This window comes from Actinoalloteichus caeruleus (genome assembly GCF_049311605.1).
Taxonomy (GTDB): domain Bacteria; phylum Actinomycetota; class Actinomycetes; order Mycobacteriales; family Pseudonocardiaceae; genus Actinoalloteichus_B; species Actinoalloteichus_B caeruleus.
In genome coordinates this window covers 3,232,420-3,245,575 of record NZ_CP186005.1, presented here as the reverse complement: position 1 = coordinate 3,245,575, position 13,156 = coordinate 3,232,420, and the positions used below count along the sequence as shown (strand labels likewise).

The following is a 13,156-nucleotide window of genomic DNA, read 5'->3' as shown; positions in this document are numbered from 1 at the left end:
CGACTCGACCACGTCCTGTCCCGTTGAAGCCTGCCCCGCCACATACGTAAGGACAAGCGAAAGGTTCAACAGGAACGCGTAAGCTGAGCTACATGTTGGACGTTCGTCGCCTCCAGACGTTGCGTGCCGTGATCACCACCGGGTCGATCACCTCGGCCGCCACGAACCTGGGTTACACCCCCTCCGCCGTGAGCCAGCAGATCGGGACCCTGGAACGGGAAACGGGCTCCGCTCTGCTGGAACGCGTGGGCCGGGGAGTGCGCCCCACCGCCGCCGGCCGGCTCCTCGCCGAGCACGCGGCGACGATCGGGAAGGGGATCTCCGAAGCCGAGGCCGCGTTGGCCGACCTCCGCGCCGGCCGCACCGGCAGCCTGACGATCCCCTACGTCGCCACGGCCGGGGCGAACCTGGTGGCACCAGCACTGGCGCGACTGCGGTCCACCCACCCCGGGATCGGCGTCACGCTCCGGACCAGCGCGGACCCCGTGCCCGAAGTGCTGCGGGGCGAGGCCGACCTCGGGGTGGCCGTCCGGTCCGCCGGGTGGAGCGGCACCCCACCCCACCTGGTGCCGCTGGCCGACGACCCCTACCGGCTCGTGCTCCCACCCGGCCACCGACTGGCCACCCGGGACGCGGTGCCCCTCTCCGAACTCGCCCACGAACCCTGGGTGGGCGCCGAACCGCCCGGCCCGTGCCGGGACGTCGTGCTCACCGCCTGCGCCGCGGCCGGGTTCACGCCGTCCCCGGTGGTGGACGGTGTGGACTACGCCACCGCCCAGGGTTTCGTCGCCGCGGGGCTCGGCGTGGCGCTGGTACCCGCCCTCGCCCTGCACGGCCCCCACCCCGGCGTGGTCGTCCGCGCGGTGCGCCACCCCGAGCCCGTGCGTCCCATCATCGCGGTGACCCGGCACGCCTCCGGGGAGCAACCGGCGGTGGAGGCGGCGCTCGCCGCGTTCCACGCCGCCGCCCGGGCCAGCCAGGTCACCCCGGAGGCACGAGGCACGTGACCGGGGACCGACCACGGCGAGGAAACCCGACGGCGCGCCCCACCCCGGATCCCACCCCGGGGCCGGAGCGCCACCTCCGACCGGCGCCCGCGACGGCCAGGGCGGGACACGCGCGGTCAGGCCCGGCGCAGCCGCGCCAGGATGCCCTCGAGGTCACGGGTGAACATGTCATGGCGGAAGAAGTGCCCACCCGGCGCCTCATGCGCCTCGTGCGGGATACCAGCACCATCCAACACGGCGCGGAACTCCCGTTGCCCGGCGAGCACCTGACCCTCGTTGACGGTGTCGAACCAGTTCACCGGGTCAGGGCTGCTCCCCGCCACCAGGAAAACCCGCTTGCCCCGGTAGCTCTCCACGCGTTCGACCGGGTTGTCCGCGCTGACCCGTGCCTCGTCCCACGGCACGCCGTACACGGTCCCGCCGGCCAGGTCCAACGCACCCGAGGACAGGTTGGCCCAGTGCACCACCAGCCCGGCATCCCGACGCAGGCTCGCCGGACCGGAGTGGGAGCTCACCGACGCGAAGTGCCCGAAGTACTTCGCCGCGTACTTCAGGGCCCCGAACCCGCCCATCGAGAACCCGGCGACCCCACGCCCGTCGTACTCGGCGTAGGTGCGGAAGTGCGCGTCGATCCAGGGGAGGAGCTGGTGGATGTGGAAGTCCTCCCAGTTCCGAGGACCGGTGAGCGAACTGACCGGGTTGGAGTACCACCCGGCGTGCCCGCCGTCGGGCATCACGACGATGATCGGCTTGCCCCGGGTCAGCTCCCGGATCCCCTCCCGGTCGAAGCTGATGAAGTCCTGGTCCAGGCCGCCACCGTGCAGCAGGTAGAGCACGGGGTAGGTGCGACCGCTGGTGTGGTAGTCCTCGGGCAACAGGACGTTGACCGCCGGGTTCCACCCGATCGCGTCGGTGGCGAACCGGTAGTACCACATGCGGGGGTCGTCCTCGCCGCGTTCCACGACGGTCAGCCCGTGACGCGCCACGGGTGACGTGGCGGCCGAGGCCACCGTGCCCCCCGCGCCAAGGGCCACCGCCGCGGTGACACCACCCACGGCTTTGAACAGAGTCCTGCGAGTGGGGCGAAAATCGCGCACGTGACCTCCTCGTGGAGAAGTGACCGATCCTGCGCTGGTGACAGGAGCGATTCACAGCGTGTCATCCGCCCGGTGCGTCCCGAGGGGTTTCAGGGAAAACACCCTGTGCTCACCCGAGCACCGATCGCGACGACGCGCCCGATCACGTGGCCGTGGGAGGGGCGGGAACACGCGCTCGCCGTGCGAGACGAACTGTCGGCACCGGCCCTCACCCGCATGGAGCGGCAGGCACCGAACGCACCCCGCCCGGGACCACACCCCCTCAACTCCCCCGGAAGGTGCGGCGGTAGGCGTCGGGCGAGACGCCCACCACCGCCCGCAGGTGGTGGCGCAGCGCCGGCGCCGTTCCCAGCCCCACCGCCCTGGCCACCGCCTCCACCGGAAGGTCGGTGCGTTCCAACAGTTCACGGGCGCGTTCGACGCGCTGCCGCGTCAGCCACCGCGACGGTGAGGTCCCCACCTCCAGTCGGAACCTGCGGGTGAACGTCCGCACACTCATCGACACCCGCGCCGCGAGATCGGACAGGGCCAGGGGATCAGCGAGGTGGTCCAGCGCCCACTCCCGCGCCGGCCCGGTCCCACCCGCCGCCGGCCGGGTGACGGGGTTGGGCACGAACTGCGCCTGGCCTCCTTCCCGGTGCGGCGGCACCACGGTGGCCCTGGCGACCTCGTTGGCGACCGACGCCCCGTGGTCGGAGCGGATCATGTGCAGGCACAGGTCGATGCCGGCGGCCTCGCCGGCGGCGGTCAGCACGTCGCCGTTGTCGGTGTAGAGCACGTTCTCGTCCACCCGCACCCCCGGGTACACGCGCCGCAGGTGCGCCGCCGACTTCCAGTGGGTGGTGGCGACCCTGCCCTCGAGCAGTCCGACGGCGGCGAGCAGGAACGCCCCGGTGCAGACCGAGGCGATGCGCGTCCCAGGACGGGCCCGCGACAGCACCGGACCGTAGGCCGCGGCCAGCGCGGCCGGCTCCAGCCGCTCATCCTCCTCGTGGGAGGCGGGAACGATCAGCGTGTCGCAACGGGCCACCGCCTCGGGGCCGTGCTCGACCCGCACCTCGAAATCCGCGTCGCTGCGCAGGAACCCCGGAACGGCCGCGCAGGTCACCACCTCGTACAACGGGTCTCCGGTGGGGGAGCGGGCCTGCCGGAACAGCTGGTGCACGGCACCCAACTCGAGGGGCATCACGCCGTGGCGGACGAACACCGCGACGCGGATCGGTTCCGCCGCGGCGGCAGTGGTGACGATGGCCCGAATCCTTCCCACTCTGGCCGGTGGGCCGCTTGTCCCACCCTCGGCCGCCGACCATTCTCGCTGGCGGATGGACGCACGTCGAGACAGGAGATGACCGATGAAGGTGTTGTGGGTCTTCGCTCACCCCGAACCCGCCTCGCTCAGCGCCGCCCTGCGGGACGAGGGCCTCGCGGCGCTCACCGAGGACGGGCACGACCACCGCGTGTCCGACCTCTACGCGATGGGGTGGAAGGCCGTGGTGGACCGGGAGGACTTCCCCGGGGAGGCCCCGACGGACCGGTTGGTGATCACCCAGGCCTCCCGGCGGGGCTACCAGGGCGGCACGTTGAGCGAGGACATCCTGGCGGAGCAGGAGAAACTCGACTGGGCGGACGCGGTCGTGTTCCAGTTCCCGCTCTGGTGGTACGGCATGCCCGCCATCCTCAAGGGCTGGTTCGACCGGGTGTTCGTCAAGGGCTACGCCTACGGCGTCCGGGAGAACGGTTCCTCGGGGCGCACCCTGCGCTACGGGCAGGGACGGTTGTCGGGCAAGCGGGCACTGACGGTGGTGACGGTCGGCGGACCGGAACCCACCTTCGGACCCCGGGGCATCAACGGTCAACTCGACCACGTGTTGTTCCCGCTGCTGCACGGAACCCTCTGGTACACGGGGATGTCGGCGCTGCCGCCGGTGGCGGTCCACGGCGCGGACCGTCTCTCCGAGGAGAACTACGGGGTGGCGGCGCGGCGGGTGCGGGCAGCGGCGTCGACCCTCGCCGACACCGACCCGATCGCCTACCGCACCCAGAACGGGGGCGACTACGACGACCGCCTGGTCCTGCGCCCCCACCTCGCGGCGGGCCGGTCGGGCCTGTCGGTGCACGTCGCGGACTGAGCGGGATGGACGCGCCGGCCGGGGGCCGCCCGACGGGTGCGGGCAGTCCGGAGGCCCGTGGTGCGCCGGAGCTCGGCCACGTCCGTGGACGGGCCCGACCCGATGGACCGCGCCACCCCGGATGCCGACCGCCATGGCCGTCCTCGACCAGTGGGCATGACGCCGGACCCGCCGGCCCTCCCGTCCCCGCTGGCACGCTGCCGGCACACCGCCCACGATCGGCGGCGGCCCCGCCTGCCCGAGGCGGACCGGGCAGACATGTGCCCGGGGCCCGACTCCGCCGGGGCGCGCCGAGGAACCCGACGACCCTGGCGGAGACCCGACCGGCGATCGACGATCAGCCCGACGGGGTCGCCCCGGGATCCAGGGACCGGATCACCCGGGCGGGGTTGCCCACCGCCACCACGTTCGCCGGCAGATCCCTGGTCACCACCGCGCCCGCGCCGACCACCGTGTTCTCCCCGATCGTCACCCCCGGGCAGACGATCACCCCGCCCCCGAGCCACACGTTGTCCCCGATCGTGATCGGTTCCGCCGACTCCCACCGCGCGCGCCGCCGCACCGGGTCCAGCGGGTGCGTCGGGGTCAACAGCTGCACGTTGGGGCCGATCTGCGTGTCGGATCCGATCGAGATGCGCGCGACGTCGAGCAGGACGACACCGAAGTTGATGAAGGTCCCCGCGCCGATCGTCACCTGGTACCCGTAGTCCAGGCCCAACGGAGGTCGGATCTCCACCCCGTCCCCGACCGCGCCGAGCAGCTCCTCCAGGATCGTCCGGCGCAGGGCGTCCTCGCCGGGGTGCGCGGTGTTGTACCGGTGGGACAGGTTCGCGGCCCGGCGGCGGTCGGCGTCGAGCTCGACGTCGTCAGCGAGGTAGGGCTCCCCGGCGAGCATGCGTTCCTTCTGGCTCGGCAACGCGGTGGTCCTTCCTTCTCCCGTGGACCCGGGGGCCCCGGGCACGCCACCCGATGATCTCGCGGTCCTCGGCGGCTGTCGACGGTGTCATCCCGCTGCCGCCGCACGCCGGCGGGGGAGACGGCCACTCGGGCGACCCGAGCAGCATCCGCTCCACCGACTCCCGGTGGTCTCCGGCGGGAATCGCGCCTGGGTGGTCCGCACCTGCTGCGACCGGAGCGGCGGGCCGGCTGCGTCCCGGTGACTCGCGGTCGCTCTCCGCCCGGGGCGGGCGACGTCGGGAGCCCGTGCCGTGGACGGGAGGAGTCCTCCTCGACCAGCCACACGAGGCGCTGTCGGTCACCTCCCGTCCCGTTCGAGGGGTTTCGCCTCCCTCCCATCGGCGGGGGTTCGCTGCCCCCCAGCCTGGTGGGCCGTCGACACGATCATGCCGGGACACGCGGGCGCCGTCCGGCTGGGAGGCGGGGGTGGGGTGTCGCGGAGCCTGGCGGCCGTGGCGACGAGCGATGCGACGGCCGGACTGTACCCGCTGGGAGGCCAGGCGATCACCGTCGTTACCCGTGGCGCGTCGATGACGGGCACCGCGACGTGCGCGGGCCACTGCCAGGCACCGCTGGAGGCGGGGATGACCAGCAGCGTCCTGCCCAGCGCCACCAGCTGGGCGAGTTGCGACTGGCTGCGCACCTCCGGTCCGGGCCCGTCCGGGTAGGACCCGTCGATCCGGGGCCACCGCGCGATGGGCAGGTCCGGTACGTCCTGGACGTCGGCCAGCGTGAGCTGCTCGAGCGCCGCGAGCGGATGCCCCGCGGGGAGCAGCGCGACCTGACCTTCGACACAGAGGTCCTCGGTGTCGAACCCGGCGAGGTCGTCGAACGGTCGGTGCATGACCGCCACGTCGGCGCGCCCGTCGCGCAGCAGCCGTGCCTGCTCGCCGACCTCACACGGCAGGACCTCGATCGGTACCGCACCAGGTTCGTCGTCCAGCGTGTCGAGGAGCCGTCGCAGCAGTTCGTGGGATGCCCCGGCCTTGGTCGTGAGCACCAGCGGACGGGCCGGGTCCCCGGCTCGCCGCGTCCGCCGCGCGACGGCGGCGACCGCGTCGAGGGCCACCCTGGCCTCGCGGAGCATGACTTCGCCGGCTGCGGTGAGCGCCACGCCACGACGGTTGCGGTCCAGCAGGGAGACGCCGAGCCGTCGTTCGAGCTGGCTGATCGCGCGGGAGAGCGGTGGCTGCGCGATCCCGAGCCGGCGGGCGGCGCGTCCGAAGTGCAGTTCCTCGGCGGCGGCGACGAAGTACCTGAGCTGGCGAGTCTCGAGGTCATGCACGAACGAAGCCTACCGACTGATACCTGCCGGGTATCAGAGCCTACGGACTCGATCTTGGACACCGACCGGGCGACGCGGGAAGCATGGATCAGGTGAACGACACGAAGACCGCGCTGGTCACCGGCGCGAACAAGGGCATCGGCTTCGCCATCGCACAGGGCCTCGGGATGATCGGCTTCACCATCGCGGTGGGCGCGCGCGACGTCACCCGACGCGAGGACGCCGTCGACCGCCTGGGTGCCACCGGTATCACGGCGTTCGGGGTCTCCCTCGACGTCACCAGTGACGAGAGCGCCGGCGCGGCGGCCGAGGCCGTCGAGCGGAGGGCGGGTCGGCTCGACGTGCTCGTCAACAACGCGGGCATCGCCGGTCGCGCCGACAATGGCAGGCAGGACCCGACGACGCTCGACCTCGACGTCCTCCGCACCGTCCTCGACACGAACGTCCTCGGAGTCGTTCGGGTGACCAACGCGATGCTCCCGCTGCTCAGCCGCGCCGACGCACCACGCATCGTCAACGTGTCGAGCACCATGGGATCGCTGGCACTGGGTGCCGGCGGACCACTCATGGCCGCGTACGCACCCTCGAAGTCCCTGCTCAACAGCATGACCGCGCAGTACGCCCGCCGGCTCGCCGACACCCCCGTCATCGTGAACGCGTGCTGTCCCGGCTTCGTGGCGACCGACTTCACCGGCTTCGACGCGCCCCGGACCCCCGAGCAGGGCGCCGCGATCGCCATCCGGCTCGCCACCCTCCCCGACGACGGGCCCCGAGGCGGTTTCTTCGACGACGGCGGCACCGTCCCCTGGTGATCCCGACATCGGGGCCGCGCTCCTGACCCGAGCCGGCGCCGGCGGCACACCGAGCTGTCGATCGACTCCGGCGCGACCACACCCCGACCGAGGCCTGACCCGCCGACTGCCGGACACCGCCCCGCGTCCCGTCAGCCAACCCACCGCCCGCCGGCACACCCCGCAGTGGGGCATGGACGGGGAGCGGCCCGCCCGAACACCGCCCGGCGACGGTCCGGAACGGGCCATCCGACACCCCGCCCCGGACCGGCACACGCGGCCCCCGCGCTCCGCCGAACTGCCAGAATGATCAGGGGAGAGGAAGGGACGGTCCCGGCATGCGACTGGCACACCACGAACCCGGCACCCCGAGGACGACCACGATCGCCGGCGGGACGGCGCAGGTCGTCACCAGCTCCGGGCTCGGCGGTGACTCGACGTTGATCCTCACCGCCACCGCGCGCACCGGGCACAGCGTCGCCGCGCTCGTCTCCGCCTGGCTCGGTTCCTTCACCGAATCCCACGACACCCGCGCCGCCTACGGCCGGGACCTGCGGGAGTACCTGTCCTGGTGCGCGGCCCGGAGCCTCGACCCCCTCACCACGCGCCTGCCCGAAGTGCAGATGTACGCCACCGAACTCGCCGCCGCGCTCAACCCCCGCACCGGCCGCCCCTTCGCCGCCTCCACCCGCGCCAGGAAACTGGCCGCGGTCTCCAGCTGGTACACCTTCCTCGTCCGCGCCGGGGCGATCGACGCCAACCCCGCCCGGGACGCCGCCCGCCCCCGGTACGACCGCCGCCACTCGCCGACCTCCACCGTCACCGAACGGCAGGCCGCCGAGATGATCAACGTCAGCCGCCGCCACACCCACCGCACCCTCGGCACCCAGGGCGCCGCACTGGCGATGGTGCTGCTCATCGACCTGGGCATCCGCGTGTCCGAACTGTGCAACGCCAACCTGGGGGACCTGGGGCACCGCGACGGGCTGCGCACCCTGACCATCCGCATGAAGGGCGGCAAGATCCGCACCCGACCGATCCCCGCCCAGCTGACGCCCCTGCTCGACTCCTACCTGGCCACTCGCCGCACCGCCGGTGTCACCGCCCCGCTCCTGGCCACCGTCGAAGGCCAGCGCGTCAACCGCCACCAGATCTACCGGCTGGTGCAACGCCTGGCCGCCGAAGCAGGGGTCCCCATGCCCGACCGCATCACCCCGCACTCCATGCGCCACGCCTTCAACACCATCGCCCGGGAACGCGGAGCCGCCCTGGAGGACCGCCGTGACGCGCTCGGCCACTCCTCCGCCGCCGTGACCCAGCTCTACGACCACGTCGCCCTCTCGGTGACCCGCGACCCCGCTCACCTGGTCGCCGCCGCCACCGCCGCCCCCGAGCCCACACCGCCCACCCCCGGCTGATCCCCACCCCGCCCGTCGACGCCAGGCGCCTCGGCGCACCGGCCCCGGACGCACCGCTGCCGCCGGGCACCCGCGTCCCGGGCGGGCACCGCGACCGACCGGCGCACCTCCCGCCGCCCCCCAACCGGGAATGCCAAGATACTGCGGTGTCCGACGACGCCCCGCCTCCGCACTCCGACACCGCACCCGACCCGGCAGCCCCGGGGGAACACCAGCCACCCGAACACCCCACGACGACCAGCAGCGCCCTGCCCCAGCCCACCGGCACCTGCAACTACCCCGACTGCGGACGTCCGGTGTTCCGGGCCCCCGGCCCCGGACGGCCCTCCGAGTACTGCGACCGCCCCGACCACACCCGGTGGCGGGCCTGGCGGGAACGGCAACGACGCCAGGAACCCACCCCCGCCAACGTCACCGTGACGAAACCCGCTGGACCGGTCACCGCCGCCACCGGGAGGGCAGCGGACCTGCTCGACGAGTTCCGCACCCTGTCCCACCAACTGTCCAAGGTCCTCGCCGGCGCCGTCAGCGAACTGTCCACCATCTCCGACCCCGCCGCCAGCCAGGAACAGATCCAGCAGATCCAGGCCGAAGGCGCCCGCCGGATCGCCGAGGCCGAGACGGCGCTCCTCGTCGCCCAACGACAGCGCCGCGACGCCGACGACGCCCGCCGCGCCGCCGAACAGGCCACCGAGGACGCCATCGCCGCCGCGGAAGCCGCCGAAACCGAACGCACCACCGCACTCGCCGAACGCGACACCGCGCTCCGCGCCGCCGAACGGGACACCCGCCTGGCCCAGGAACAGGCGGAAGTCGCCCGCACCGAAGCCGAGGTCGCGATCGCCGCCGCACGCCGCGAGGCCACCGACAGCATCGAACAAGCCCGCGACCAGGCCGTTCGCCTCACCGAGGCCGCCCGCCGGCAGGCGGCGCAGGACATCGACGCCATCCGCCGCGCCGCCGCCGAGGACATCAGCGCCGAACGGGAACTGCGGGAACAGGCCGCGGTCCGCGCCGAACGCGCCGACACCCTGACCCGACACGCCGAACGCCAGGTCGACGAACTGCGCGCCGAACTCTCCCGCGCCCGGGAGGAGACCACGCGGCTCCGCGAACACCACACCCAGGAGATCGACCAGCTCAACCAGCTCCTGGCCGAGCGGCAACGGGCCGCCACCGACGCCGCCAACCAGGCCCGCGACCTCGCCGCCGAACGCCTCGCCGCCCTCGAAGCAATCCGCGACCAGGCCCTCACCCGCGCCGAACGCGCCGAACGCCACCTCGACCGGCTCCTCGCCGAGCGGGAACCCACTCACCCACCGCGCGCGGACACCCCCGCCCACGACTGATCACACCCCACCCGAGCAGCCCCCACCGGCGGCCCGCGACAACCCCGACACCGGCCGCACCGGACACGACCGGGTTAGAGTCACCACCGCCCACCCGACACGACCACCCACCCCGGCACCCGGACCGCCCCAGCGGCCAGAGGGAGGAAACGGCACCGTGCCCAACCCCGACCCCCTGCTGACCGTGGCCCACCCCCACGTGCACGAACTCGAGATCCGCCGCTCCCGGTTCCGTTGCCTGGTCGCCGAGGCCACCGACGAAACCACCGCCCGCGGCCTGGTCACCGACCAGCGCACCGCCCACCCCAAGGCCAACCACCACTGCGTCGCCTACGTCCTCGGGTCACACCGGGAGATCCAACGCTCCAGCGACGACGGAGAACCCGGCGGAACCGCCGGCGTCCCCATGCTCGACGTACTCCTGCGACGCGGCATGACCAACACCGTCGCGGTGGTGACCCGCTACTTCGGCGGCATCCGCCTGGGCGCCGGCGGCCTGGTCCGCGCCTACGGACAGGCGGTGTCCCAGACCCTCGACCTCGCCGGGACCGCCGTACTCCGCCCCTACCTGCGATGCCAGCTGCGCGCCGACTACGCCGACGCCGGCCTGCTCGAACACGAGATCCGCCAGACCAGCGGGGACCTGCGCACCGTCACCTACCAGGACCACGCCGAGTTCGAGGTGGACGTCCCGGAGACCGACCTGGATTCCTTCCGGCACTGGGCCAGCAGAACCGCCGGCGGCCGGGTCCACCTGCTGATCGGGCACCGCCACCACCGGCGGTGACCCACCTCGCCGACCCCGCCGGCATGGGGGAGCGGGCCCCGGACGGCACGCCACCAGGGCTCGCGCTCACCCGTAGATGCCCTGCACCGCCCCCGAGGCGATCGCCGTCACCACCTTGAAGCACTTCATCGCCTCGGTCATCGACTCGGCGGTGAACCCCACCCGCCGCACCGACACCTGCTCCACCGTCGGCACCACCGCCGCGGCCGCGGCCAGGTGCGCCGCGTCGAACTCGACCTCGACGCGATGCGCGGCCGGCGCCGGCTCATCCCGCCCCGCCCGGCCCATCCCGGCCTCCGCCGCGGCCCGCACGACCTCCGCCGCCCGCGCCGGCGGCAGGCAGATCGCCGCGTACCGGCTCACGCACTCCTTCACCACCGCCACCTCAGCACCCGGCGCGTACTCGGCGGCGTCCTGGCAGGTCAGGTCGTCCCCGGTGACCGCGAGCACCGGAACCCCGTGCTCGGCGGCCAGCGCCGCGTTCAACCGGCCCTCACTGGCGAGCACCCCGTCCAACCAGACCCCGGTGATCGAGTTCTCCAGATAGGTGTGCGCCAACACCCCATCCACCCCGGCGGCCGCGTGGTAGCCGAGGAACACCACCCCGTCCACCCCGGAGTCCACGCCCTGCATCATCGACAGCGGCTTGTGCCGCCCCGTCAGCAACCGGGCCCGCACGTCCAACGACTCCAACAGCAGGTTCCGCTGCGAGGAATGCGCCTCGTTGACCAGCACGTCAACGGCGCCACCGGCGAACAGGCCCTCCACGCAGGCGTTCACGTCCCCGGTGAACATCGCCCGGAACCGCTGCCACTGCTCAGTGCCCGGAACCACGTCATCGGTCCACGTGACGCCGGTGGCACCTTCCATGTCGGCCGAGATCAGGATGCGCACCCGGCCACCCTAGTGATCACCCCCGGGCACGGGAACGCGACACCCACCCCCACCGCACCGAATTCCACCGTTCGGCGTGCTCCCCGCCCCCCACCTGCGTACGACGACGGTCAACACCCCAGGAGGAACCGGTCCAGAACACGCACCCCGAACTCCAAGCCCGCCACCGGCACCCGTTCGTCCACCCCGTGCGCCATGGCCCGGTAGTCGTACCCGGCCTCGGGTACCCGCAGCGGCGAGAACCCGTACCCGTGAATTCCCAACCTCGCGAACGCCTTCGCGTCCGTACCCCCACCCAGGCAGTACGGAACGACCACCGCCTCCGGGTCCTCCGCCCGCAACGCCGCCGCCATCGACTCGAACCACGGGGAGTCCACCGGAGACTCCACCGCCGGGTTGTACACCAACTGCTCCCGGCTCACCCCCGGCCCCAACAAACGGTCGACCGTCGCCAACAGGTCATCCCCCGACCCCGGCAACGCCCGCGCGTCCAACTCGGCCACCGCCGTCGAGGGGATCACGTTCACCTTGTACCCCGCCGACAACACCGTCGGCGTCACGCTGTTGCGCACCGTCGAGGCCACCAACGCCCCCGCCGCCCCCAACCGCTCCACCGTGCCCGGCACATCCCCCAGATCGCACCGCACCCCCAACGCCGACGACGTGCGCACCAGGAACTCCCGCACCGTCGGCGTCAGCTGGACCGGCCACTCGTACTCCGCCACCCGGTGCACCGCCGCCACCAACCGGCGCACCGCGTTCTCCTCGTTGCGCCGCGACCCGTGCCCGGCCCGCCCACTCGCCGTCACCCGCATGTGCGCCGTACCCCGCTCGGCCGTCCCCACCGGGTACAACCGCACCCCCTCCACCTCATGGCTGACACCGCCGCTCTCACTGATCCCCGCCGCGCACCCCTCGAACAACTGGGCGTGGTTCTTCACCAACCAGCCCGCGCCGAACTCGCCGTTGTCCTCCTCATCGGCCACGAACGCCACCACCACGTCCCGCCGCGGCCGCCGACCCTCCCGCGCCCACCCCGCCAACACCGACACCACCATCGCGCACATGTCCTTCATGTCCACCGCGCCACGACCCCACACGAACCCATCCCGGATCTCCCCGGCGAAGGGGTCCACCGACCACAACACCGGATCAGCCGGCACCACGTCCAGATGCCCGTGCACCAACAACCCCGGCGCGTCCCGGTCCTCACCCGGCACCCGCACCACCACGTTGCTGCGCCGCGGCGCCGACTCCAACACCACCGGCGCGTACCCCACATCGGTCAGCAGCCCCGCGACGAACTCCGCCGCCTCCCGCTCACCCTCGGCGTCACCACCACCCCGGTTGCTCGTGTCGAACCGGATGAGTCGCGCGCACAGTTCCGCCGGATCCACTCGCCCCGCCGCCTTCCTGCCGGTCGCCCTGCGCCCAGGCTGGGC

12 protein-coding genes are annotated in these 13,156 nt (G+C 73.0%); 6 read left to right on the top strand and 6 right to left on the bottom strand.

The annotated features are described in order from the left end of the window. Positions 1 to 92 precede the first annotated feature (92 nt). Complete coding sequence (locus tag ACOJVX_RS13175) at positions 93 to 1,007, top strand: LysR family transcriptional regulator (RefSeq protein WP_026418038.1); 915 nt, start codon at positions 93 to 95, stop codon at positions 1,005 to 1,007. A 116-nt stretch (positions 1,008 to 1,123) separates the two neighbouring features. On the opposite strand, the gene ACOJVX_RS13170 is transcribed toward ACOJVX_RS13175, so the two are convergent. Both ACOJVX_RS13170 and ACOJVX_RS13165 read right to left on the bottom strand, forming a co-directional pair. Continuing rightward, positions 1,124 to 2,104, bottom strand: coding sequence for an alpha/beta hydrolase (locus ACOJVX_RS13170; protein ID WP_418155164.1), 981 nt, complete (start codon positions 2,102 to 2,104; stop codon positions 1,124 to 1,126). Between the two features lie 262 nt (positions 2,105 to 2,366). Beyond that, positions 2,367 to 3,290 (bottom strand): helix-turn-helix domain-containing protein, encoded by a 924-nt coding sequence (locus ACOJVX_RS13165; RefSeq protein WP_051313765.1) that lies wholly within the window; start codon positions 3,288 to 3,290, stop codon positions 2,367 to 2,369. Between the two features lie 166 nt (positions 3,291 to 3,456). Between ACOJVX_RS13165 and ACOJVX_RS13160 the strand changes: the two genes are divergently transcribed. Further along, complete coding sequence (locus ACOJVX_RS13160) at positions 3,457 to 4,233, top strand: NAD(P)H-dependent oxidoreductase (protein ID WP_422646785.1); 777 nt, start codon at positions 3,457 to 3,459, stop codon at positions 4,231 to 4,233. A 337-nt stretch (positions 4,234 to 4,570) separates the two neighbouring features. Here the strand turns inward: ACOJVX_RS13160 and ACOJVX_RS13155 are convergent, their stop codons facing one another. After that, complete coding sequence (locus tag ACOJVX_RS13155; RefSeq protein ID WP_418155162.1) at positions 4,571 to 5,149, bottom strand: sugar O-acetyltransferase; 579 nt, start codon at positions 5,147 to 5,149, stop codon at positions 4,571 to 4,573. 339 nt (positions 5,150 to 5,488) lie between these two features. After that, positions 5,489 to 6,475, bottom strand: a complete 987-nt coding sequence (locus tag ACOJVX_RS13150; protein WP_422646784.1) for a LysR family transcriptional regulator — start codon at positions 6,473 to 6,475, stop codon at positions 5,489 to 5,491. Positions 6,476 to 6,558: 83 nt separating this feature from the next. Between ACOJVX_RS13150 and ACOJVX_RS13145 the strand changes: the two genes are divergently transcribed. The 4 genes from ACOJVX_RS13145 (at position 6,559) to ACOJVX_RS13130 (ending at position 10,820) form a co-directional block, all read left to right on the top strand. Then, a complete protein-coding gene (locus tag ACOJVX_RS13145; protein WP_418155160.1) occupies positions 6,559 to 7,287 on the top strand; it encodes an SDR family oxidoreductase in 729 nt (242 codons plus the stop codon). Positions 7,288 to 7,604: 317 nt separating this feature from the next. Continuing rightward, positions 7,605 to 8,684: a tyrosine-type recombinase/integrase gene (locus ACOJVX_RS13140; RefSeq protein WP_418155159.1), complete on the top strand. Its 1,080-nt coding sequence runs from the start codon at positions 7,605 to 7,607 to the stop codon at positions 8,682 to 8,684. 146 nt (positions 8,685 to 8,830) lie between these two features. Beyond that, positions 8,831 to 10,033 carry a hypothetical protein gene (locus ACOJVX_RS13135; protein WP_418155158.1) on the top strand — a complete coding sequence of 401 codons (1,203 nt, stop codon included), beginning with the start codon at positions 8,831 to 8,833 and terminating at the stop codon, positions 10,031 to 10,033. A gap of 157 nt (positions 10,034 to 10,190) precedes the next feature. Beyond that, positions 10,191 to 10,820, top strand: coding sequence for a YigZ family protein (locus ACOJVX_RS13130; RefSeq protein WP_051313685.1), 630 nt, complete (start codon positions 10,191 to 10,193; stop codon positions 10,818 to 10,820). 66 nt (positions 10,821 to 10,886) lie between these two features. On the opposite strand, the gene ACOJVX_RS13125 is transcribed toward ACOJVX_RS13130, so the two are convergent. Both ACOJVX_RS13125 and ACOJVX_RS13120 read right to left on the bottom strand, forming a co-directional pair. Continuing rightward, positions 10,887 to 11,714 carry a M55 family metallopeptidase gene (locus tag ACOJVX_RS13125; protein WP_418155157.1) on the bottom strand — a complete coding sequence of 276 codons (828 nt, stop codon included), beginning with the start codon at positions 11,712 to 11,714 and terminating at the stop codon, positions 10,887 to 10,889. A 110-nt stretch (positions 11,715 to 11,824) separates the two neighbouring features. After that, positions 11,825 to 13,111 (bottom strand): M20/M25/M40 family metallo-hydrolase, encoded by a 1,287-nt coding sequence (locus ACOJVX_RS13120; RefSeq protein WP_026418030.1) that lies wholly within the window; start codon positions 13,109 to 13,111, stop codon positions 11,825 to 11,827. Between the last annotated feature and the right edge of the window lie 45 nt (positions 13,112 to 13,156).